The sequence below is a fragment of the Streptomyces sp. NBC_00988 genome, from assembly GCF_045162645.1.
Taxonomy (GTDB): Bacteria; Actinomycetota; Actinomycetes; order Streptomycetales; family Streptomycetaceae; genus Streptomyces.
The window spans coordinates 5,750,310-5,772,164 of sequence record NZ_CP108730.1 but is presented as its reverse complement, the minus strand read 5'-3'; the positions used below and the strand labels follow the sequence as shown (position 1 = coordinate 5,772,164).

The 21,855-nt window shown below is 70.2% G+C and carries 23 protein-coding genes and 1 pseudogene; 12 read left to right on the top strand and 12 right to left on the bottom strand.

The window, feature by feature from the left end:
* Window position 1: 1 nt before the first annotated feature.
* The 4 genes from OG496_RS26225 to OG496_RS26210 all read right to left on the bottom strand — a co-directional run bounded on the left by OG496_RS26225 (window position 2) and on the right by OG496_RS26210 (window position 3,497).
* Window positions 2–871, bottom strand: coding sequence for a 1,4-dihydroxy-6-naphthoate synthase (locus tag OG496_RS26225; RefSeq protein WP_366496788.1), 870 nt, complete (start codon window positions 869–871; stop codon window positions 2–4).
* Window positions 855–1,565: a futalosine hydrolase gene (locus OG496_RS26220; RefSeq protein WP_405972621.1), complete on the bottom strand. Its 711-nt coding sequence runs from the start codon at window positions 1,563–1,565 to the stop codon at window positions 855–857. Before OG496_RS26220 ends, OG496_RS26225 begins: the two co-directional genes overlap by 17 nt.
* Window positions 1,535–1,999: a DUF2771 domain-containing protein gene (locus OG496_RS26215; protein ID WP_266771202.1), complete on the bottom strand. Its 465-nt coding sequence runs from the start codon at window positions 1,997–1,999 to the stop codon at window positions 1,535–1,537. The genes OG496_RS26220 and OG496_RS26215 overlap by 31 nt, the downstream gene beginning before the upstream one ends.
* A gap of 73 nt (window positions 2,000–2,072) precedes the next feature.
* A complete protein-coding gene (locus tag OG496_RS26210; protein ID WP_366496790.1) occupies window positions 2,073–3,497 on the bottom strand; it encodes an MFS transporter in 1,425 nt (474 codons plus the stop codon).
* Between the two features lie 400 nt (window positions 3,498–3,897).
* Here OG496_RS26210 and OG496_RS26205 point away from each other — a divergent pair, with 400 nt between their 5' ends.
* The 3 genes from OG496_RS26205 to OG496_RS26195 are packed head-to-tail and all read left to right on the top strand — an operon-like array spanning window position 3,898 to window position 5,376.
* On the top strand, window positions 3,898–4,824 hold the full coding sequence (locus tag OG496_RS26205; RefSeq protein ID WP_405972620.1) for a DUF3027 domain-containing protein: 927 nt from the start codon (window positions 3,898–3,900) through the stop codon (window positions 4,822–4,824).
* Between the two features lie 21 nt (window positions 4,825–4,845).
* The gene (locus OG496_RS26200) at window positions 4,846–5,199 is read left to right on the top strand and encodes a Uma2 family endonuclease (protein ID WP_405976710.1); all 354 of its coding nucleotides are present in this window, start codon (window positions 4,846–4,848) and stop codon (window positions 5,197–5,199) included.
* Window positions 5,200–5,226: 27 nt separating this feature from the next.
* Window positions 5,227–5,376 (top strand): hypothetical protein, encoded by a 150-nt coding sequence (locus OG496_RS26195; RefSeq protein WP_405972619.1) that lies wholly within the window; start codon window positions 5,227–5,229, stop codon window positions 5,374–5,376.
* Between the two features lie 12 nt (window positions 5,377–5,388).
* Here the strand turns inward: OG496_RS26195 and OG496_RS26190 are convergent.
* Window positions 5,389–6,231: pseudogene (locus OG496_RS26190) on the bottom strand (helix-turn-helix domain-containing protein); the annotation flags it as partial.
* 228 nt (window positions 6,232–6,459) lie between these two features.
* The gene (locus OG496_RS26185) at window positions 6,460–6,759 is read right to left on the bottom strand and encodes an ATP-binding protein (protein WP_405976894.1); all 300 of its coding nucleotides are present in this window, start codon (window positions 6,757–6,759) and stop codon (window positions 6,460–6,462) included.
* Here OG496_RS26185 and OG496_RS26180 point away from each other — a divergent pair.
* On the top strand, window positions 6,733–6,849 hold the full coding sequence (locus OG496_RS26180; RefSeq protein WP_405976709.1) for a DUF397 domain-containing protein: 117 nt from the start codon (window positions 6,733–6,735) through the stop codon (window positions 6,847–6,849). The genes OG496_RS26185 and OG496_RS26180 overlap by 27 nt on opposite strands.
* The gene (locus OG496_RS26175) at window positions 6,846–7,058 is read left to right on the top strand and encodes a DUF397 domain-containing protein (protein ID WP_405972618.1); all 213 of its coding nucleotides are present in this window, start codon (window positions 6,846–6,848) and stop codon (window positions 7,056–7,058) included. Before OG496_RS26180 ends, OG496_RS26175 begins: the two co-directional genes overlap by 4 nt.
* Here the strand turns inward: OG496_RS26175 and OG496_RS26170 are convergent.
* Window positions 7,012–7,284, bottom strand: a complete 273-nt coding sequence (locus tag OG496_RS26170; RefSeq protein WP_405972617.1) for a hypothetical protein — start codon at window positions 7,282–7,284, stop codon at window positions 7,012–7,014. The two genes, OG496_RS26175 and OG496_RS26170, sit on opposite strands and share 47 nt — an antisense overlap.
* Before the next feature lie 192 nt (window positions 7,285–7,476).
* On the opposite strand from OG496_RS26170, the gene OG496_RS26165 reads away from it, so the two are divergent.
* The 3 genes from OG496_RS26165 to OG496_RS26155 all read left to right on the top strand — a co-directional run bounded on the left by OG496_RS26165 (window position 7,477) and on the right by OG496_RS26155 (window position 12,684).
* Complete coding sequence (locus OG496_RS26165; RefSeq protein ID WP_405972616.1) at window positions 7,477–10,611, top strand: sacsin N-terminal ATP-binding-like domain-containing protein; 3,135 nt, start codon at window positions 7,477–7,479, stop codon at window positions 10,609–10,611.
* Between the two features lie 125 nt (window positions 10,612–10,736).
* On the top strand, window positions 10,737–11,516 hold the full coding sequence (locus OG496_RS26160; protein WP_405972615.1) for a calcium-binding protein: 780 nt from the start codon (window positions 10,737–10,739) through the stop codon (window positions 11,514–11,516).
* A 220-nt stretch (window positions 11,517–11,736) separates the two neighbouring features.
* A complete protein-coding gene (locus OG496_RS26155; RefSeq protein ID WP_366496798.1) occupies window positions 11,737–12,684 on the top strand; it encodes a hypothetical protein in 948 nt (315 codons plus the stop codon).
* A 201-nt stretch (window positions 12,685–12,885) separates the two neighbouring features.
* On the opposite strand, the gene OG496_RS26150 is transcribed toward OG496_RS26155, so the two are convergent.
* Both OG496_RS26150 and OG496_RS26145 read right to left on the bottom strand, forming a co-directional pair.
* On the bottom strand, window positions 12,886–15,282 hold the full coding sequence (locus OG496_RS26150) for an HAD-IC family P-type ATPase (RefSeq protein ID WP_405972614.1): 2,397 nt from the start codon (window positions 15,280–15,282) through the stop codon (window positions 12,886–12,888).
* Between the two features lie 113 nt (window positions 15,283–15,395).
* Entirely contained in the window at window positions 15,396–15,695 is a 300-nt protein-coding gene (locus OG496_RS26145; RefSeq protein ID WP_366496800.1) for a DUF2530 domain-containing protein, read from the bottom strand.
* A gap of 133 nt (window positions 15,696–15,828) precedes the next feature.
* Between OG496_RS26145 and OG496_RS26140 the strand changes: the two genes are divergently transcribed.
* The gene (locus OG496_RS26140) at window positions 15,829–17,223 is read left to right on the top strand and encodes an NCS2 family permease (protein WP_405972613.1); all 1,395 of its coding nucleotides are present in this window, start codon (window positions 15,829–15,831) and stop codon (window positions 17,221–17,223) included.
* A gap of 19 nt (window positions 17,224–17,242) precedes the next feature.
* Here OG496_RS26140 and OG496_RS26135 read toward each other — a convergent pair whose 3' ends face one another.
* Complete coding sequence (locus OG496_RS26135) at window positions 17,243–17,425, bottom strand: hypothetical protein (RefSeq protein ID WP_026150456.1); 183 nt, start codon at window positions 17,423–17,425, stop codon at window positions 17,243–17,245.
* Window positions 17,426–17,579: 154 nt separating this feature from the next.
* Between OG496_RS26135 and OG496_RS26130 the strand changes: the two genes are divergently transcribed.
* Together OG496_RS26130 and OG496_RS26125 are read left to right on the top strand one after the other, a co-directional pair.
* Entirely contained in the window at window positions 17,580–18,017 is a 438-nt protein-coding gene (locus OG496_RS26130) for a MarR family winged helix-turn-helix transcriptional regulator (RefSeq protein WP_019072529.1), read from the top strand.
* A 206-nt stretch (window positions 18,018–18,223) separates the two neighbouring features.
* Window positions 18,224–19,495, top strand: a complete 1,272-nt coding sequence (locus OG496_RS26125; RefSeq protein ID WP_405972612.1) for an MFS transporter — start codon at window positions 18,224–18,226, stop codon at window positions 19,493–19,495.
* A 37-nt stretch (window positions 19,496–19,532) separates the two neighbouring features.
* Here OG496_RS26125 and OG496_RS26120 read toward each other — a convergent pair whose 3' ends face one another.
* The gene (locus OG496_RS26120) at window positions 19,533–20,057 is read right to left on the bottom strand and encodes a GNAT family N-acetyltransferase (RefSeq protein ID WP_405972611.1); all 525 of its coding nucleotides are present in this window, start codon (window positions 20,055–20,057) and stop codon (window positions 19,533–19,535) included.
* Between the two features lie 109 nt (window positions 20,058–20,166).
* On the opposite strand from OG496_RS26120, the gene thpR reads away from it, so the two are divergent.
* Window positions 20,167–20,724, top strand: a complete 558-nt coding sequence (gene thpR / locus OG496_RS26115; protein WP_405972610.1) for an RNA 2',3'-cyclic phosphodiesterase — start codon at window positions 20,167–20,169, stop codon at window positions 20,722–20,724.
* A 136-nt stretch (window positions 20,725–20,860) separates the two neighbouring features.
* Here thpR and OG496_RS26110 read toward each other — a convergent pair whose 3' ends face one another.
* A complete protein-coding gene (locus OG496_RS26110; RefSeq protein ID WP_405972609.1) occupies window positions 20,861–21,853 on the bottom strand; it encodes an aldo/keto reductase in 993 nt (330 codons plus the stop codon).
* Window positions 21,854–21,855 lie beyond the last annotated feature (2 nt).

The window sequence follows — 21,855 nt, the reverse complement described above, 5'->3', positions numbered from 1 at the left end:
TCTAGGGGAATTCGAGCGAGTCCGGGCCGAGGGGCGGCACCAGCCCCTCGGCCGCCGCCCGCGTCAGCAGCCCCCGGATCGCCGCGTACCCGTCGTCCCCCAGCTCCGCCGTGAACTCGTTGACGTACAGCCCGATGTGCTGGTCGGCGACGGCCGGGTCCATCTCCTGCGCGTGTTCCATGACGTACGGCCGGGAGGCCTCGGGGTCGTCCCAGGCGGCCCGGACCGAGGTGCGGACGGAGTCGGCGAGCAGGTTCAGCCGCTCGGCGCCGAGCGACCGCTTCGCGATGATCGCGCCCAGCGGGATCGGCAGCCCCGTCGTGGCCTCCCAGTGCTCGCCCATGTCCGCGAGCTTGTGCAGGCCGTAGTTCTGGTACGTGAAGCGCGCCTCGTGGATGACGAGCCCAGCGTCGACCTTCCCGTCCCGCACGGCCGGCATGATCTCGTGGAACGGCATGACGACGATCTCGCCGACCCCGCCCGGAATCGTGTCAGCGGCCCAGAGCCGGAAGAGCAGATACGCCGTAGACCGCTCACTCGGCACGGCGACCGTACGCCCCGTCAGGTCCCCGGGCCCACGGGTGAGCACGAGCGGCCCGCAGCCCCTCCCCAGCGCACCCCCGCACGGCAGCAGCGCGTACTCGTCGAGCACGTACGGCAGCACGGCGTACGACACCTTCAGCACATCCGACTCACCGCGTTCGGCCATGCCGTTGGTGATGTCGATGTCCGCGAAGGTCACGTCGAGCGCGGGCGCGCCCGGCACCCGGCCGTGCGCCCACGCGTCGAAGACGAACGTGTCGTTCGGGCAGGGGGAGTAGGCGATCTGCAGAGGCTCGGTGGATGCAGTGGATTCAGTGGATGCGGTCATGCCTGTTCCAACTCTCCAGTACGGGCGCGCACTTCCCGAATCCCTCCGTCAGGGCCGCGAGCGCGTCGCCGATGCGCCAGGCGGCGCGGTCGCGCGGGCCGACGGGGTTGGAGACCGCGCGCAGTTCCAGGACGGGGATGCCGTGGGCGGCGGCGGCCTCGGCGACCCCGAAGCCCTCCATCGCCTCCGCGAGGGCCCGGGGGTGGCGGGCGCGGAGTTCCGCGGCGCGGGCGGCCGTTCCGGTCACCGTGGAGACGGTGAGTACGGCCCCGGTGCGGGCGCCGGACGCGGCCGCGAGATCTCGTACGAGTGCACTCGGCGGACGGTGGGTGACGGTGCCGAAGCCGAGCTCGGTGACCGGGACGAAGCCGTCCGGGGTTTCCGCGCCCAGGTCGGCGGCGGTGATCTCGTCGGCGATCACGAGGGAGCCGACGGGCGCCTCGGGCTGGAAGCCGCCGGCGATCCCGGCGGAGACGACGAGGGCGTACGGGGTGCCGGCGAGGGCGGTGGCCGTAACGGCGGCGGCAGCGGCGGGACCCACCCCGGCGGCGATGACATCAACCCAGCTGTCGTTCGTGAACGCCCGTGCCACCGCGTCCCGTTCGGCGGGGACGGCGGTGGCGACGAGGACACGTAGAGAAGACGCGGAGGTCGTGGACGTGGTCAGGAGTCCTTCTTGAACTTGAAGGACCACAGGCCCTTGACCGTCTTGTCGCCCTCCTTGATGGAGACGACGGTCGAGTTGCCGGTCGCGCCGTACTGGGTGTTGAAGAACACGCTGCCGGGGATCGTGCGGTACGTCTTCTTGCTGGAGTCGGTCAGCGGCTGACCGTTCATCAGGATCGTCCAGCCGTTGTCGGCGATCTTCGGGTCGACACCGAAGCGCACGGTGTCGTCCGGGTCCACCGAGATCGACGTGGAGGCCTTCAGGCACTTCGGCAGGTCCGCGGTCTTCACCGCGTCGCCGTCGTTGTAGCAGGTGGCCTCGGTGTGGACCGAGTTCCTCCCGACGGTGATCGTCGAGATCGGCGTCGGCTTGTCGCACGCCGACAGGACGAGCAGTCCGGCGGAAACGGCGCCGGCGGCGGCGACGGCGCGGCGGCGTCGCACAGCGGATTGCATGGTCATGGGGCGAAGGTTATCGGGCCCGTCCAGTACTCCCCCCACGTGGGGTGCGGCGTGCCGGGCCGGGTGGTGCGGGTTAGGCCACTCGCGGGCGTCCGCCGGCCCCGTGACGTGCCGAGGCGAGCAGCCCGCGCAGGGTGGTCAGCCAGCCCAGGGCGATGACTCCGGCGGCGAGGGTGAAGCCGAGGGCGCCGTTCAGCGGCATGACGATGCCGATCGCGCCGCCGAGCACCCAGGCCATCTGGAGCATCGTCTCGGACCGCGCGAACGCCGAGGTGCGCACCAGCTCGGGCACGTCCCGCTGGATCAGCGCGTCCAGGGACAGCTTGGCCAGCGCCTGGCAGAACCCGGCCGCGGCGGCGAGACAGGCCACCAGGGCCGCGCCGAAGAAGATCGCCGCCGTGATCGCCGCGCCCAGCACGACCGCCATCACCGTCACGATGATGAGTTCCGGCGCCCGCTGCCGCAGCCAGGAACCGACCGCCGTACCGAGCGCGTTGCCGACGCCCGCCGCGACGGCGACTATGCCCAGCGACACGGCCGCGCTCTGCCCGGTCATCGGATGCTCGCGCAGCAGGAACGCGAGGAAGAAGGTCAGGAAGCCGGAGAGCCAGCGCAGGGCCGCGTTGGCGCCCAGCGCGTGGGTGACGGCGATGCCGACCGTGCGCAGCCCCGGACGCTTGACCTCCTTGGGATGCGGGCCGTGCAGATGGTCCTCGTCCGCCGCGAGCAGCGCCGTGTCCTCGCCCTTGGCCGAGTCGACCTTGGGGTCAAGGAAGAAACACAGGACCGTGCCCGCGACGAAGATCACGAAGGCGCCGTAGAGCGGCCAGGGGTCGCCGATGGCGTGCAGGCCGCCCGCGATCGGGGCGGCGACGCCGGTGGCGAGGAGCCCGGCGAGGGTGACTCTGGAGTTCGCCTTCACCAGCGAGATGCGGGGTGGCAGCAGCCGGGGCACCACGGCGCTTCTGACGACGCCGTACGCCTTCGAGGCGACCAGGGCGCCCAGGGCCGCCGGATACAGCTCCAGGCTGCCGCTGGCGACCGCGCCGGAGATGATCAGCGCGAGGAGGGCGCGGGCCAGCATCGCGGCGGCCATGGCGGCGCGGCGCCCGTGCGGGAGCTTGTCGAGGAGGGGCCCGATCACCGGCGCGAGAACGGTGAAAGGCGCCATAGTGATCGCGAGATACAGGGCGACCCGCCCCCGGGCCTCGTCGGTCGGGACGGAGAAGAAGACGGTCGACGCGAGGGCGACCGTGATCATCACGTCGCCGGCGCCGTTCACCGCGTGCAGTTCGATGAGCCGGCCGAGGCCCGACTCGCCCGCGCCGTGGGCGTGGGTGGCCTTGCGGATGCCGCGGGCGGTACCGGTGACGGGGAAGTGCAGGGCACGACCCATCGCGCGGACGGAACCGCTCACCCGGCCCGAACCGCCACCTCGGATGTTCCCCTTCGTGCCACCGATCCCGGTGGCACCTTGGGGCGACCTCGCGGCTGCCACCCCGTCATAGTGCCCCGAGAACGGCGCGAGTAGTGCGGTTACCGCACGTATGGAGGCGTACGGAAGTGGATTCTGGGCCGTTCCACAGGTCTCCGGCCGACCGTCGTGCGGGTCTCCGGGTGACCGCCGCGCAGCGCCCGAGGGGCCGTCGGTGTGGGCGCATGGCGCGGGAGAAGGTAGCGTGCGTAGCGCGCCGTGGCGATTGTTCTCGGCCGCGCGCCTCTCGGCCATCCCGCAGAATGGATGGCGTAGGCGTGCCCGAGCGCGATCGGGCGCGGACGTCGACGCGGCCCTCCACCAGTGCCCCCAAGGGCCTGGTACATGTCTTTCAGCCGCTCCGTCCGCTCCCTTCGTCACACCAGGCGCACCCGTGAGACGGCGTAGGAGAGAAGCGATACCTGTGAGCGCAGCGACCACGCGAAGCCGCACCCCCGACCGCCTGTGCGCCGAGGCCGTCGACCTCGCCCGTGCCGCAGCCGAGGAGGCCGCCGCACCCGGCGTGGTCGGCGAGCACGCCGGCTTCGAATCCGACGGCGACCGTGTGGTCACGCACTTCTTCGAATGCAAGGAGTTCGGCTACCGGGGCTGGCGCTGGGCGGTGACGGTCGCGAGGGCGTCCCGCGCGAAGCTGGTGACTCTGGACGAGGTCGTCCTCCTCCCCGGCCCCGACTCGCTCCTGGCCCCCGAATGGGTCCCGTGGAGCGAACGCCTCCGCCCCGGCGACATGGGCCCCGGCGACCTGCTCCCCACCGACGCGGAGGACCTCCGCCTGGAGCCCGGCTACACGGGCGAGGACGAGCCCCCGCCGAACTCCGCGGTCTCCGAGGAGATGGCGGAGCTGGTGGAGTCGGAGGACGCGGAGGTGACGGCCGGGGCGCCGTCCGCTCTGCCTGTCGCCCCCACCCGAGGCTCGATCGCGGCGGTGGCGGAGGAACTGGGCATCCGCCGCGCCCGGGTCCTCTCCCGCTACGGCCTCCACGTCGCCGCCGACCGCTGGGAGGACGGCTTCGGCCCGAAGACCCCGATGGCCCAGGCGGCCCCGGCGGCCTGCGTCAGCTGCGGCTTCCTGGTCGCGGTCGGCGGCTCCCTGGGCCAGGCGTTCGGAGTCTGCGCGAACGAGTTCTCCCCGGCGGACGGCCACGTCGTGTCCCTGTCCTACGGCTGCGGCGGCCACTCGGAAGCAGCCGTCATGCCCAAACCGCCCCAGCCCCCGGCCCCGGTGATCGACGAGACGATGGTGGACCCGTTCCCGCTACGACCTGCCGCGGACTCGGGGTCGGTGCCGGTGGGGGCGGACGAGGAATCGGCGGAGCTGGGGCACTCGTAGGGTCGAGGAGGCGGGGTCTTGGTGGTGCGGACCGAGTTCCCTGAGGGGCATGCAATTCTCTTCGGGATCGACGGGAAGATCATCCTGACCCCGCGGAGCTATGAGCACTCCAGCACCATCAAGGTGATGCACTACGCCACGGCCGTGTCCCTTGGGCGGCAGGCGAAGACTCTCACCGACGTGTACATCGACGTTCCCGCCGACGAGAACTCCGCCCCCGACTTGGCCATCCTCCGCGAGGACGCCCACCGGAAGGGCAAGCGCTACAGCTTCGAAGAAGTCCTGCTGATCTCCGAGGTCGTCTCGACGTCGTCGGCCCGCAAGGACTACGACGACTGCACCGCGAAGTACGGCCGCTACGGCATCCCCGTCTAACTGGTCGTGGACCCCTACGCGCGGGAAGTGGTCCTCCACACCCAGCCGACCGGCACGGGCTACATCGCTGCCCACACCCACAAGTACGGCACCGGCAAGCTCCCCATCCCCGGCGTCGCATGGGATTCGCCGGAGCGGGTGGCTCAGAAGCCCAGATACGTGATCTGGACGACGTAGACCCGCTCGCTGCGCACGACAACCTGGTACGTGAACATTCCGCCGGGGACGACGATGTCGCTGCCCTCCGGGTCGATTCTGGAGGGGGTGCCGTACGGCTGGTGGCGGGGCCGGGGCGCGGAACGGTGGTGGGGGCGGGAGTTGGGCCGTCAGGCGGTGGGCCAGGAGGGCTGCGGGGCGGCGTAGGGGGTCGGGCGGCAGGTCCGTGGTCAGTGCGTGGCGTACGGCTGTGGGGGTCACGTCTCGTTCCAGCCAGGCCGCTACTCCCGGCGCGAGGTGGGTCGTGTCGCAGGCCGACAGGAGCAGGCGGGGATCGTGGCGGCGGAGGCCCGTGAGGAGGTCCGTGGCCTGCTGGATGAGCGCGGGGGAGGGGTGGGCCGGGCGCGGTACGGGCGGGAGCGCCTTGCGGGGTGGGTGGTTCTTCGGCGTACTCGGGGTCTGCGGGGCATGGCTGTCCCTACGGCCGCTGCCGGGCTGGTTGCACGAGATCGTGCGGGTGACGATGCGGCCGTCGGGAACCCGGTGCCGTTCGCGACGCAGGTAGCCGTGGGTCTCCAACTCCCGTAGCGCGGCGGCGATTCGGGTCGTGCCCTCCGGGAAACGGGCCGCGAGGGTCTTGATGTCGACGCGGGCGCCCGCCGGGAGCGACTGGATGTGAACGCCGAGTCCGATCGCGAGCCCCGACAACTCCGGGTGCTGGGCGAGATGGTTGCCGATCACCGTGAAGCGGGCGGTGTGGCGGGCGTTGTCGTGCGTGAGGCCGCCGCCGGGTGCGCGGTGCCGCCGGTCCGGATGTTTGTCGGCGGTGTGCCGGGACTGGGCGCGCGAGGGCGCGCTAATGTCGTGCGTATCCATCGGGGAAGCTCTTCTCTTCCTTGGTGGTCAGGCCCTCGCCTTGGGATTGCCGTCCCGGCGAGGGCCGTCGTATGTCTGAAGTTGTTTCTGACGTGCTGCGTTGGTGTTGCGCTGAGCGTAGATCACGCAACCCGCTCGGAATCCAGCCCAGTTGGCGATGTTCACCCGGATGGGTGAATGGCGGGCTCGGCTGCCGGGAGGGTGGGGTGGGGCTTGGTGGGGGTTCTTTCACCGTCGTGGTTCTTGGGAAAAGGCGCCCCTTGCACCGGAGTCCGGGTTTCCGGGCTTCGGTGCGTGGGCCAGTACCAGTTCCGCCCAGACCGTCTTTCGGGGGCGAGGTCCCGGGTCCCAGCCCCAGCGGTCGGCGAGCGCCTCGACGATCAACAGGCCCCGGCCCGACTCCTCGTCCTGCGTGGGGTGTTGGGTGCGGGGCGGACAGTCACCCCGGGTGTCGGTGACCTCGATGCGCAGGACGGCCCCGACGGCGATTCGTGCGTCGAAATCGCGGTAGCGCCCCGCACGGTCCACGTTCGCGATTCCAAGAACGTGGAGGGCCCCCGGTTCACCGTCACTCCGGCCGCGTGGACGGGGTTCGTGGACCGGTTGGGAGAAGCATGACGTCACCTGAACTGACCTGGTTCAAAAGCAGTTACAGCGGCGGCACCAACGGTGAGTCGTGCGTCGAGATCGCGGTAGCGCCCCGCACGGTCCACGTCCGCGACTCCAAGCACACCGACGGCCCCCGCCTCACCCTCACCCCCACCACCTGGACGGAATTCGTCACGCACCCGCGAACGGGTCGCCCAGGACGCCGGCCAGTCGGATGAGTCCCGGGCCGTCTCCGTCGGGCGTCACCGCCGCGTAGACCGTGTAGGTCCAGTCCCGCTCGGCCGCGTACCGGGACGCCCAGGGCAGGACTTCGTCGACGTCGACCTCGCCCAGGACCTCGTACTCGTACGCCGTCACCGCCGCCAGGTCCCAGAAGTAGACGCGGTAACGGGCATGGTCCTGCTCCCACGCGGTGTCACGGGGATCGATGCCGCGAATGTCCATGAACCGAGCTTAGGTACACGACCGCATCCCCCCGCCCCCACACCCTTCCGCAGGCTGGGGTCTTTTCTAACCCGTCACCGGGACCCACACCGGTTAGATCCACCCCCAGCCTCCAGCGACCCCCTCCCCGGCAACCCGACCCCTCTCCGCGCGGTACCTTCATCGCGACGTCGATGAGGAGAGTGAACGTACGTGAGTAAGTTCGTGCGGCCCGCTGCCGAGGGTGCCGACCCGTTCGGGACTGCCCGTCTGCGGCGTGGGGTGCTCGACGCCTGGGCGACCAGCCCGGCCCGGTTCCGGGAGGACGCCAACGCCGAGGAGGACCTCGTCCTCGGCGGGTACCGGGACCGGCTCGTCGTCGAGCTCGCTCAGAACGCCGCCGACGCCGCCGCCCGCGCCGGTGTGGCCGGACGGCTCCGGCTCACCCTCCGCGACGGCGTCCTCTGCGCCGCCAACACCGGCGCCCCCCTCGACGCGACCGGTGTCGAGTCCCTCTCCACCCTCCGCGCCTCCGCGAAACGCGACGCCGGTGACAGTGCCGTCGGACGGTTCGGTGTGGGCTTCGCCGCCGTCGTCGCCGTCACCGACGAACCCGCCGTCGTCGGGCGGCACGGCGGCGTCCGCTGGTCCCTCGCCGAGGCCCGCGCCCTCGCCGACGACACCGCCCGCCACAGCCCCGGCCTCGGCACCGAGATCCGCCGCCGCGACGGCCACATCCCGCTGCTGCGCCTCCCGTTCGCCGCCGAGGGCACCGCCCCCGACTCCTACGACACGGTCGTCATCCTCCCGCTGCGCGACACCGCCGCCGAGGACCTCGCCGAGCGTCTCCTCGGCGCCGTGGACGACGCGCTCCTCCTCGCCCTCCCGGGGCTGACCGAAGTCGTGGTCGAGGTGGGGGACCAGGCACCCCGCACCCTCACCCGCCGCACCGACCGCGCCGACACCGTCGTGGACGACAGCAGGGACGGAACCACCCGCTGGCGTACCGTCGCCGCGCACGGGGAGCTGGCCAAGGAGCTGCTCGCCGACCGGCCCGTCGAGGAGCGGCTGCGGCCCTACTGGTCCATCACCTGGGCCGTGCCCGTCGACGAGGACGGCACTCCGGCCCGGCCCCGCACCAGCCCCGTCGTGCACGCACCCACCCCCAGTGACGAACCCCTGGGCGTACCCGCCCTGTTGATCGCTTCCCTCCCCCTCGACACCACCCGCCGGCACGCGGCCCCCGGCCCGCTGACCGACTTCGTCGTGGAGCGCGCGGCGGACGCGTATGTCGAACTCCTCGCCGCCTGGCGCCCGGTGACCACCGGCATCATCGACCTCGTCCCCGGCCCGCTGGGCAAGGGGGAGTTGGACGGCACCCTGCGGCAGGCGATCCTGGAGCGCCTCCCGCGCACCTCCTTCCTCCCGCCCGCCATCGAGCCCGACGGCCAGGGCGACGACGACTCCGACCTGCCCGAGTCGCTACGGCCCCGGGACGCCGAGGTCGTCGAGGGCGCCGGCGCCGACACCGTGCGCGTCCTCGCCGAAGTACTCCCCACCCTCCTGCCCGCCGGCCTCGAACGCCGCGTGGAACTACGGACGTTGGGCGTGGCCCGCGTCCCCCTCACCGACGCCGTCGACCGCCTGGCCGGCCTGGAGAAGGACCCCGACTGGTGGCGGCGCCTCTACGACAGCCTCGCGGGCGTGGACCCCGACCGGCTCACCGGGCTGCCCGTACCGCTCGCCGACGGCAGGACGACGATCGGGCCACGCCAAGTCCTCCTCCCCATCCCCGACTCCGCCCAGGTCGAGCCCGAAGTCCTCGCCCGCCTCGGCCTCAAGGTCGCCCACCCGGACGCCGCGCACCCCCTCCTGGAGAAGCTCGGCGCGCTGCCCGCGACGCCCCGCGCGGTCCTCACGACACCCCAGGTACGGGCCGCCGTAGCCGCCTCCCTCGACGAGGAGGGCGGGGCCATGTGGGACGAAGTCGCCCCCGACAGCGACGAGTTGGCGGAGACCGTCCTCGCCCTCGTGCGGGACGCGGGCCTGGAACCCGGTGACGAACCCTGGCTCGGCGCCCTCGCCCTGCCCGACGAGGACGGCGAACTCGCCCCCGCCGGCGAACTGGTCCTGCCCGGCAGCCTGTTCGCCCAGGTGATGCGGGACGACGAACTGGCCTTCGTAGAAGCTGACTTGGCCGACCGCTGGGGTGAGCAGCCCCTCGCCGCCTGCGGAGTCCTCGCCACCTTCGCCCTCGTCCGCGCCACCGACGTCGTCCTCGACCCGGACGAACTGGAGCCCCGCGACAGCGACTTCGCGGAACCCGACGACCCCGGCCTGCTGGACTCCGTGGACGTGTGGTCGGAGGACGTCCTCGACCGCTTCCCCGACACCCCTGTACCCCCCGTCGCCACCGAACTCGTCGCCGTACGCGACCTGGACCTCGTCGACGAGGACCGCTGGCCCCAGGCCCTCGCCCTCCTCGCCCGGCCCCCGCTCCGCGACGCGATCACCCAACAGGTCCGCGTCCTCATGCCGGACGGCACCCACGAGGTCGTACGGTCCTACACGGCCTGGTGGTTGCGCGGCCACCCGGTACTCGACGGCCGCCGCCCGGCCGGCCTGCTCGCCGCCGGCGGCGACCCGTTGCTCCGCGGCCTCTACGACGAGGCCGACGCGACCGGCTTCGACGACGAACAGGTACTCCGGGCACTCGGCGTCCGTACCTCGGTCGCCGCCCTCCTCGACGAGCCCGGCGGCGCCGCCGAACTCCTCGACCGCCTCGCCGACGCCGACCGCGAGGTCACCGGCACCCAACTGCACGCCCTGTACAGCGCGTTGGCCGACCTCGACCCGGAACAGGTGACCCTCCCGGACGACCTGCGCGCCGTGGTCGACGGCGAGGTGACGGTCGTGGACGCGGCGGACGCCGTGGTCGTCGACTCACCCGACCTGCTGCCCTTCACTGCCGGCGTCCCCCTGCTCCCCGTACGCCCCTCCAGGGCCGCCGAGTTGGCCGAACTCTTCCAGGTCCGGCGCCTGAGCGAGTCGATCACCGGCGAGGTCACCTCCGAGGGCACCGAGCACGACGTGCCGGAATCCGTCCGGACCCTCCTCGGCCCGCTCACCCCCGCGACCTACGTCGAACACGACGAACTCGTCGTGGACGGCGTAGAGATCGACTGGCGCCGCACGCGGGACGGGGCGCTGCACGCCTCGACCCTGGAAGGCGTAGCGGCCGGCCTGGCCTGGGCGGCCGGCCAGTGGCCACGCCGCTTCGAGGTGGCGGCGCTGCTGGAAGACCCGTCCCGGACGGCGGAACTGGCCCGGGACCGGTGGTTCGACTGAGCGGGCCGGCGATCTTCACAGCCGTTCCGAAAAAAGTTCACGAGTCGTACAACCATTCCCTTTCGTCGCGAATCTGATCACCTGAGCCAACAGGCTCCACGATCACTTCTCTATCTGGGGAACCCATGCGCATGCGTGCCACCCTCGGCGTCCTGACCGGCGCCCTGGCCCTCTCCGCTCTCGCCGTGCCTGCCGCGCAGGCCGACGAGGGCCGGGGGGACACCACGATCTCGACCGTCGTGGTGAACGGCGGCAAGCCGGCCGTCGTGGGCGCGACCGCGAAGAAGACCATCACCGTCAGCTTCACGGTCAAGGACGCCTCGGGCGTCGACTGGGCGGAGGCGATCCTGTACCACGGCGCCGACATCGAGTCGTCCGACAGCGGCGCCGTCGCCAACAGCAGCGACGGCCGCGCCACCTGCACCAAGGTCAACGCCACGACGTCGACCTGCAAGTCGGCCTTCGACCTGAAGCCGCGCACCAACCTGATCAACTCCGTGGCCGGCGGCTGGAAGGTCTGGGCGGTCGCCAGGGGCAAGGACGGCGACTACGTCCAGAAGGACAACGTGAAGACCTTCCAGGTCCAGCGCCTGTCGAAGCTCACGGTCAACGCCGCCCCGGAGCCCGTGAAGAAGGGCAAGACCATCACGGTCACCGGCAAGCTGACCCGCGCGAACTGGGACGCCGCCACCTACTCCGGTTACTCGACCCAGCCGGTGAAGCTGCAGTTCCGCAAGAAGAGCGCCAGCACCTACACCACGGTGAAGACCGTCAAGACGAACTCGGCGGGCAACCTGACGACCACCGTCAAGGCGACCGTCGACGGCTACTTCCGCTACAGCTTCGCGGGCACCTCGACCACCCCGGCCGTCAACGCCGCGGGTGACTTCATCGACGTGAAGTAGGACCTGACGCGGCCCCGCCGACCGGCGGAGTCTCCGCGCTTCACCAACAGTTCGCAATACCCGCACAAAGTCTCGATTCGCAGTACAACCCTCACCACTGGTCGCGAATCAGAACACGTGAGCCAACAGGCTCCGCCATCACTTGGGCCCCGGCGCCGACGACGAGCCGTTCGGAACGACCAGCGCGTCGGGGCCCCCTTTCTCCACTTGGGGAACACGCATGCGCATACGCGCCACTGTGGCCGCCGTCTCCGGCGCCCTGGTTCTCTCCGCCTTCGCCGTACCGGCCGCGCAGGCCGCGGGCTCCGACGCCGGCTCGTACCGCTCGGACGTCGCGAAGATCCGTGCGGCCGCCCACGCCGCCGCCTCCGGCAAGGCCACCCTCTCCGGCTCCACCGTCGCCACCCCGGCCGACGACCAGCCGTACGCCCTGAACGTCACCTTCTCCAACATCAAGGTGAACAGCGGCAAGCCGATCGTGGCCGGTGCCTCCGCCCACGTCTCCGTCCCGGTGACGTACACGCTGACGCACGGCACCGAGGTCGACATCACCGCGTCGGACTTCTGGACCGACCTGTACCTGTACAAGGGCTCGTCGACCGAGCCGACCAACATGATCTTCGACGACGACCTGGCCAAGTGCACGGCCACCTCGACGACCGTCGCCTCCTGCAAGGGCTCCCTCGACATCTACCCGGGCGAGGGCGACCTGTCGAACACCGACGCCGGTGCCTGGAAGGCCGGCGCCGAGGCCATCGCGTGGAACGGCCAGGACCCGACCAGCACCAGCATCGACATCACCAAGGTCGGATACGCCGACAAGGACGGCTTCGCTTCCCCGAACGTGACCCGCCTGTCGAAGCTCACGGTCAACGCCGCCCCGGAGCCCGTCAAGAAGGGCAAGACCATCACGGTCACCGGCAAGCTGACCCGCGCCAACTGGGACGCCAACAACTACACCGGCTACTCCACCCAGCCGGTCAAGCTCCAGTTCCGCAAGAAGAGCTCCAGCACCTACACCACGGTCAAGACCATCAAGACCAGCTCCACGGGAGCCCTGAAGACCACGGTCAAGGCCACGGTCGACGGCTACTTCCGCTACAGCTTCGCGGGCACGCCCACCACGGCCCCGATCAACGCGACGGGCGACTACGTCGACGTGAAGTAGCAGTACAGACAGACAGCCAGCTCGCCGCGCCCCTGAAAACAGGGGCGCGGCGAGCTGCTTTTAGGGGCGCGGGCCTAAGAACAGGGGCGCGGTGGGCTGCTTTTAGGGGAGCGGGGCTGTGGTCGATATGCGGCTCCGCCGCGCGGGCTCGACCAGCCCCCCCCGGCCCGCACCCGACGAACTGCGCACCCGGACGACCGCTCAAGCCGCCCCCCGCCGATCGACCAACCTCCACGCCAGCTCCAACGCCACCCCCGCCACCCCCGCAATCCCCACAGCGATCCACGGCATCGTCACCCCCACCAGCTTCAACGCGAAGAAGTGCTGAAGCCACGGCACGATCAGCACGACGACGAACGCCGCCCCCATCGAGGCGACCAGGGTGATCCGCCACCACGTGTACGGCCGCGCGATGATCGCCAGCACCCACATCGAGATCAGGAACAGGGTCAAGGTCGCCGCGCTCGTCTCGGCCGCCAACGACCCCTTCCCCGTGTAGTGGTGACGGGCGATCAGATACGTGACGAAGGTCGCCGCCCCGGCAATCACCCCACCCGGAATCGAGTACCGCATCACCCGCCGCACAAAGTGCGGTTTCGCCCGCTCCTTGTTGGGCGCCAGCGCAAGAAAGAACGCCGGAATCCCGATCGTCAACGTGGACAACAGCGTCAAGTGCCGCGGCAGGAAGGGATATTCGACCCGCCAGCACACCACCAGCACCGCCAACAGCACCGAGTACACGGTCTTCACCAGGAACAGCGTCGCCACCCGCGTGATGTTCCCGATGACCCGACGCCCCTCCGCGACCACCGAAGGCAACGTCGCGAAGCTGTTGTTGAGCAACACGATCTGCGCGACCGCCCGGGTCGCCTCGGACCCCGAACCCATCGAGACCCCGATGTCGGCATCCTTCAGGGCGAGGACGTCGTTCACCCCGTCCCCGGTCATCGCGACGGTGTGCCCGCGGGACTGCAACGCCCCCACCATGTCCCGCTTCTGCTGCGGGGTGACCCGCCCGAACACCGTGCCCTCGTCCAGGGACTTCGCCATCTCCCCCTGATCCGACGGCAGTTGACGGGCGTCCACGACCTGCCCGCTGAGCCCCAGCTTCCCGGCCACCGCCCCGACCGACACCGCGTTGTCCCCGGAGATGACCTTCGCGTGCACATCCTGCTCGGCGAAATAGGCCAGCGTCTCGGCCGCGTCGGGCCGCAACCGCTGCTCCAACACCACCAGCGCCGTCGCCGAGGCCTCCCGCGCGACCCCGGGATCGTCCAGCTCACCAGCGACCCGGGCCAGCAACAGCACCCGTAGCCCTTGCTCGTTGAGCCGCCCGGTCTCCTCCAACGCGGGGTCATCCGCACCCAGAAGCACATCGGGCGCCCCGAGCAGCCACGTGCTCGACTCCCCGTTCCCCTCGCTGAACGACGCCCCGCTGTACTTCCGCGCGGACGAGAACGGCAGCGACTCCACACACCGCCACCCCGCGCTGTCCGGATAGGCGGTGATGATCGCCTGGAGCGACGCGTTCGGCCGCGGGTCCGACTCCCCGAGCGCGCCCAGGACTTTGCGTACGTACGTTTCGTCGGCCCCGCCGAGCGGCCGCAGCTCGGTGACGTCCATGCCGCCCTCGGTGAGCGTGCCCGTCTTGTCGAGGCAGACCGTGTCGACGCGGGCCAGGCCCTCGATGGCCGGAAGCTCCTGGACGAGGCACTGTTTCCGGCCAAGCCGGATGACACCGATCGCGAAGGCCACCGAGGTGAGGAGCACGAGCCCTTCGGGGACCATCGGGACGATCCCGCCCACCGTCCGGGCGATCGAGTCCTTGAACCCGTGCTGTTTGACGACCAGTTGGCTGATGACCAGGCCGATCGCGGTCGGGATCATCATCCACGTCACGTACTTGAGGATCGTGGAGATACCGGTCCGCAGCTCGGAGTGGACGAGCGTGAACCGGGAGGCCTCCTCGGCGAGTTGGGCCGCGTACGCCTCCCGCCCCACCTTCGTCGCGTCGAACGCGCCACCGCCGGCGACCACGAAACTCCCGGACATGACCGCGTCCCCCGGCCGCTTGACGACCGGGTCCGCCTCACCGGTGAGCAACGACTCGTCGATCTCAAGGCCGTCCGCCTCGACGCACTCCCCGTCGACCACGACCTTGTCACCGGGCCCGATCTCGATGAGGTCACCGAGGACGATCTCGGAGGTGCTCACCGCCACGGCCGCCCCGTCGCGCCGCACCGTCGGCTTCGACTCGCCGATCACCGCGAGGGAGTCGAGGGTCTTCTTCGCCCGCCACTCCTGGAAGACCCCGATCCCGGTGTTGGCGATGATCACGTACCCGAACAGGCTGTCCTGGACCGGCGCCACGAACAGCATGACCAGCCAGAGCACGCCGATGATCGCGTTGAACCGGGTGAAGACGTTGGCGCGGACGATCTCGCCGAGCGAACGGCTGCTGCGCACCGGGACGTCGTTGACCTCCCCGCGCGCCACCCGTTCGGCGACCCCGGCGGCGGTGAGTCCGCGTGCCCGCGCAGGAGGGATGGGCACGGGGTGCACAGGATCGAGTTCGGCGCCCGCGTCGGTGTGCGTCATGCATTCGACGGTACGTGCGGATTTACGGCTTCACCCGCCGAGTGCCCGGAAGATCCGACCAGGGGAGGACGGCGGGCGGGGCGGGCTGATGCCCCGGGTGGAGAGGAGCCTCATCACTCCGCAGCAGAGGAGGGGGTCTCCGTGGCCGAAGTGGCCGAATCGGAGGCAGCAGCCGCCAGCCGCTTGAGCGCCGCGTCGCGCCCCCGGACGTACCAGATACCGATCAGCCCGAGTCCGGCCCCGGCCAGGCACGTCCACACCCACCACAGATGGCCGTGGTCGTCGAACCAGCCGTAGAAGGGGAGCTGTACCAGGAAGAGGACGAACCAGAGGATCGTGAGGCCGATGATCGTCGGGACGATCGGGCCCTCAAGGGGCTCCGGTGCCTCGTGTGTCGGTGTCCACTTCGCCATGCCCCCAGCTTACGAGGCGACCGCGACACAAAGAGATCTCCGTGTGTCTACGCGCGGAGATAGCGCCTGACGTCTTCATATGTTCATACTGAAACGGTTTCCGTCTGTCCACTTCTGCTCGTAGGAACATCCAATGCCGACCACGCTCGACCGTTACTTCAAGATCTCCGAGCGTGGCAGCTCGCTACCCCGCGAGATCCGGGGAGGCTTCGCCACCTTCTTCGCGATGGCGTACATCATCGTGCTGAACCCGATCATCCTGGGCAGCGCGAAGGACATGTACGGGCACCACCTGGACAACGGCCAGCTGGTCACCGCGACGGCCGTGACGGCCGCGTTCACCACCCTCCTCATGGGTGTCATCGGCAACGTACCGATCGCGCTGGCCGCCGGACTCGGCGTGAACTCCGTCGTCGCCCTCCAGCTCGCGCCGCGCATGACGTGGCCGGACGCGATGGGCATGGTCGTGCTGGCCGGTCTGATCGTGATGCTGCTGGTCGCCACCGGGCTGCGCGAGCGTGTGATGAACGCGGTGCCGTACGGACTGCGCAAGGCCATCTCGATCGGTATCGGCCTGTTCATCATGCTGATCGGGCTCGTGGACTCCGGGTTCATCTCCCGCATCCCGGACGCCGCCCAGACCACCGTCCCGCTCCAGCTCGGCGCCGACGGCCACCTCAACGGCTGGCCGGTCCTGATCTTCATCCTGGGCGTCCTGCTCACCCTCGCGCTGATCGTCCGCAAGGTGTCCGGCGCGATCCTGATCTCGATCGTCACGATGACCGTCCTCGCGGTGATCGTGAACGCGGTCGCGACGATCCCCTCCTGGGGCCTGACCACCCCGAAGTGGCCCGGAAACCCGGTCGCCACCCCGGACTTCGGCCTGATCGGCAAGTTCAGCCTGTTCGGCGGCTTCTCCAAGGTCGGCGTGCTGACCGGCGTCCTCTTCGTCTTCACGGTCCTGCTGTCGTGCTTCTTCGACGCGATGGGCACGATCATGGGCATCAGCGACGAGGCGAAGCTGACCGACGGCGAGGGCAACATGCCCGGCATCAACAAGGTCCTCTTCGTCGACGGCATCGCGGTCGCCGCGGGCGGTGTCAGCTCCTCGTCCGCCACCACCTGCTTCGTGGAGTCCACGGCGGGTGTCGGCGAGGGCGCCCGTACGGGCTTCGCGAACGTCGTCACGGGCGCGCTCTTCGCCGTAGCGCTGTTCCTCACGCCGATCGCCACGATGGTCCCGTCCCAGGCGGCCACCCCCGCGCTGCTCGCGGTGGGCTTCCTGATCCTGGCGGGCTCCGTCAAGGAGATCGACTGGGCCGACTACACGATCGCCATCCCGGCCTTCATCACGATGGTGATGATGCCGTTCACCTACTCGATCACCAACGGCATCGGCATGGGCTTCATCACCTTCGTGGTGCTACGGCTGGTGGCGGGCCGGGGCCGGGAGGTCCCGGTGCCGATGTACGTCGTCGCGGCGGTGTTCGGGTCCTACTACCTGATGCCGGCGCTGGGTCTCACGTGACCCGCGTTTCCACGGGCTGTCACGTGACCCCGTAGAACTTCTCCGTCTCCTCGACCGCGGTCTGGAACCGCTCGTCGAAGTCGTCCCGGATGAGCGTCTGGACCACATAGTCCTGGACGCTCATTCCCCTTTTCGAGGCATGGTGTCGGAGCCGTTCGAGCAGCTCCCCGTCTATCCGCAGGCTGAGCACGCTGGTCCCCATGTAGACGAGGGTCCGGGGCGGTTCCCGGCGGCGGGTGACGTTCCGCGCCGGGATCACTCATATGGGTGACGGAAGGGTTCAGTGGCCAGGGTCACGGGCATCTCGGCGTGTCGCCATTGGTCTTTAGCGAGAGTAATGAGTTACGCTAAAGAACATGCCGGACCTAACCCATGGCGACGACGCTGCCGCTGTGAACTCCTTGCGATCAGCCGTGATGCGGTTGTCCCGTCGACTCAAGCACCAGCGGGTCGACGAGTCACTGAGCCCCACCGAGATGTCGGTGCTCGGCACCCTGTCCAACTGCGGCAGCGCGACTCCTGGCGAGCTCGCTCGCAAGGAGCATGTGCAGCCGCCCTCGATGACCCGCATCGTGGCGCTGCTCGAAGCGAAGGGTCTGGTCCAGCTGGAGCCGCACCCCGAGGACCGGCGCCAGAAGGTCGTCACCAAGACCCCCCAGGCCGAGGCGATGCTCGAAGAGAGCCGCCGCAAGCGCAACGCGTTCCTGGCCGGCCTGGTCGACGGCCTCGACGAGGACGAGTGGGCGAAGATCGTCGCCGCCGCCCCCGTGCTGGAGAAACTCGCACACCTGTAAAGCTGTCTATGCGCGAGTGAGCCGTAGGGGCGCGCCGGTGTCGAGAGGTCGAGCACGGTCGGGCTCTCGACACCGGCAGAAAGCGCCCCGTAGGCGAACGAGCAAAAGAAAGAGGAGGCGACCTTTTGAGTTCGGGACCCGGAGCAGACTCCGCCCCCGCGCCAGCCACCCCCGACTCCCCGCCCACCCCATCCGGTAAGTCCTCGATGTTCAGCTCGCTGAAGATCCGGAACTACCGCCTGTTCTTCATCGGCCAGGTCGTCTCCAACACCGGCACCTGGATGCAGCGCATCGCCCAGGACTGGCTGGTCCTCAGCCTCACCGGCTCCTCAGCCGCCGTGGGCATCACGACCGCCCTCCAGTTCCTGCCGATGCTGCTTTTCGGGCTCTACGGCGGTGTCCTCGTCGACCGGCTGCCCAAGCGCCCCGCGTTGCTCGTCACGCAGTCCGCGATGGCCCTCACCGGCCTCGCCCTCGCCTTCCTCACGCTCTCCGGCCACGTCCAGGTCTGGCACGTCTACGTCGCCGCCTTCGCCGTGGGCCTCGCGACGGTCGTCGACAACCCGGCCCGCCAGTCCTTCGTCTCCGAGATGGTCGGCCCCGAGCAACTGCAGAACGCGGTCAGCCTGAATTCGGCGAACTTCCAGTCCGCCCGCCTGGTCGGCCCCGCCGTCGCGGGCGTCATGATCACCGGCGTCGGCACGGGCTGGGCGTTCCTCTTCAACGGCCTGTCGTTCGTGGCCCCGCTGGCGAGCCTGCTCCTCATGCGCAACCGCGACCTGCACTCCGTCACGCGCGCCCCGCGCGGCAAGGGCCAGCTCCGCGAGGGCCTGCACTATGTCGCCGGCCGCCCCGACCTGATCTGGCCGATCGTCCTCGTCGGCTTCATCGGCACGTTCGGCTTCAACTTCCCGGTGTGGCTGTCGGCCTACGCGGACGACATCTTCCACGCGGGCGCCGGCGCGTACAGCCTCTTCAACACCCTCATGGCGGTCGGCTCCCTGATCGGCGCCCTGCTCGCCGCCCGCCGCGGCACCACCCGCCTCCGCGTCCTGATCGCGGCGGCGGCGGCCTTCGGCCTCCTTGAGGTGGTGGCCGCGGTCGCCCCCTCCTACTGGCTGTTCGCCCTCCTCATGATCCCGATCGGCATCGCCGGCCTGACGGTCAACGTCACGGCCAACACCGCCGTCCAGATGGGCACCGACCCGGCCATGCGCGGCCGCGTCATGGCCCTGTTCATGATGGTCTTCATGGGCGGTACGCCGGTGGGCGCACCGATCGTCGGCTGGATCACCGACGCCTACGGCCCCCGGGTGAGCTTCGCCCTGGGCGGCGTCATCGCGGCCGTCGCCGCGGCCACGATCGGCGTGATCCTGGCCCGCATCGGCGACCTGCGCCTGTCGTTCGACTGGAACCACGGTCATCCGAGCGTGGCCTTCGTCCCGCGCGAGCGGGAGCAACTGGCAACGGCGGCCTGAGAGTTGTGCGGCGTGACTGGCCCGGAGGGCGTGCGTGTCACACCCTCCGGGCCAGCACCTGTCCCGGCCACTGGTCCTCCCCGACGACGAACGCCTCGGTGGCCGTGAACCCGTTGCTCTCGTAGTAGGCGACGAGCTTGCGGTCGTCCCCCGCGTAGCAGTCCACCCGCAGCAGGGAGACCCCGGCCCGCCGCGTCACCTCCGCCGCGTGCGCGAGCAGCGCGCTGCCGACGCCGTGGCCCTTGAACCGGCGGTCGGAGGCGAGGAGATGGACGTACCGCTCCGGCTCGTCCACGGCGTCGATGTACGACCCGGGGGAGTCGGTGAGGGTGAGTGTGCCGGCGGGGACGCCGTCGACCTCGGCGATGAAGGGGGAACCGGTCGCCACATACCGCTCCACCATCGCCACGGCCCTCGGATTCTCCGACCACGGCGTGCTGCCCCACTGCCCGGTGCGCTCCTGCGCGACGAGCCACGCCACGGCACTGTCGAACATGCCGAGTATCGCGGGGATGTCGTCGGGCCCACCGTCTCTGATGCTGATGCTGGTGTCGGTCTCCATGGCAGCAGGCTAGGGGTCCGAAAAGGCTGTGCGCTGGACTAACCGTCTGAGTCCAGCAGACCGGTTAGTCCAGGGCACACACGTTGAGCGGTAGTGGAAGGCTGCCCCCATGAGACTCTTCGCGGCGCTGCTGCCGCCCGAGGACGTACTGTCCCAACTCGGCACGGCCGTCGACGAGTTGCGCGGCCTCCCGGGTGCGGACGGCCTCCGCTGGACGGCCCGCCCGGGTTGGCACCTCACGCTCGCCTTCTACGGCGAGGTCGACGAGGACGTCGTATCCGAACTGTCGGCCGGCCTGGCGCGGGCCGCGCGCCGGACCGAACCGTTCGGGCTGGCGGTGCGCGGAGGCGGGCAGTTCGGGGACGGGCGCGCGCTGTGGGCGGGGGTGGAGGGGGATGTGACGGCCCTACGACACCTCGCGGAGCGCTGCGAGGAGGCCACGGCGACGCGGGAACACCGGCGGTACCGCGCCCACCTCACCGTGGCGCGCAGCCGGGAGGCCATGGACGTACGGCCGTATCTCGACCGGCTCGACGACTTTGCGGGCCGCGAGTGGACGGTGGACGAGCTGGTCCTCGTCCGCAGCAACCTGCCGAGGTCCGGGGCGGCGGGGGAACAGCCGCGGTACGAGGCGGTCGGCCGCTGGGGTCTGGGAGCGGCCGGTTAGGCTCGGGTACGTGGACCCGAAAACCCGGAACCGGATCATGGCCGGTGTGCTTGTGCTGCTGTTCGTTGTCGTGGGGCTTGCGGCTGCGCTCGGTAAGTGAGGGCGCGCCCCCGAAGGGGCGCTTGCCCTCAGCGTGTTACCAGGCGAAGGCCTCCGGAGAGGGGCCCGGGCCCGGGAAGATCTCGTCCAGCGAGGTGAGGAGTTCCTCGCTCAGTTCCAGCTCCACGGCGCGCAGCGCGGACTCCAGTTGCTCGGCGGTGCGCGGGCCCACGATCGGGCCGGTGACGCCGGGGCGGGTCAGGAGCCAGGCCAGGGCGGCCTCGCCGGGCTCGATGCCGTGCTTGTCGAGGAGGTCCTCGTAGGCCTGGATCTGGGCGCGTGAGGTCGGGTTGGCGAGGGTGTCGGCGGCCCGGCCGCTCGCCCGGCGCCCGCCCGAGACCTCCTTCTTGATGACCCCGCCGAGGAGTCCGCCCTGGAGCGGGGACCAGGGGATGACCCCGAGGCCGTACTCCTGCGCGGCCGGGATGACCTCCATCTCGGCGCGGCGCTCGGCGAGGTTGTAGAGGCACTGCTCGCTGACGAGCCCGATGGTGCCGCCGCGGCGGGCGGCGATCTCGTTCGCCTGGGCGATCTTGTAACCGGGGAAGTTCGAGGAACCGACGTAGAGGATCTTGCCCTGCTGGATGAGGGTGTCGATCGCCTGCCAGATCTCCTCGAAGGGGGTGGCACGGTCGACGTGGTGGAACTGGTAGATGTCGATGTAGTCGGTCTGCAGCCGCTTGAGGCTGGCGTCCACGGCCCGCCGGATGTTGACCGCGGAGAGCTTGTCGTGGTTGGGCCAGGCGTCGCCCTCGGCGGCCATGTTGCCGTAGACCTTGGTGGCGAGGACCGTCTTGTCGCGGTGGTCGGGGCTCTTCGCGAACCAGTTGCCGATGATCTCCTCGGTGCGGCCCTTGTTCTCGCCCCACCCGTACACATTGGCGGTGTCGAAGTAGTTGATGCCCGCGGCCAGCGCCGCGTCCATGATCGCGTGGCTGTCCGGCTCATTCGTCTGCGGTCCGAAATTCATCGTGCCGAGGACCAGTCGGCTGACCTTGAGGCCTGTGCGTCCGAGCTGCGTGTACTTCATGA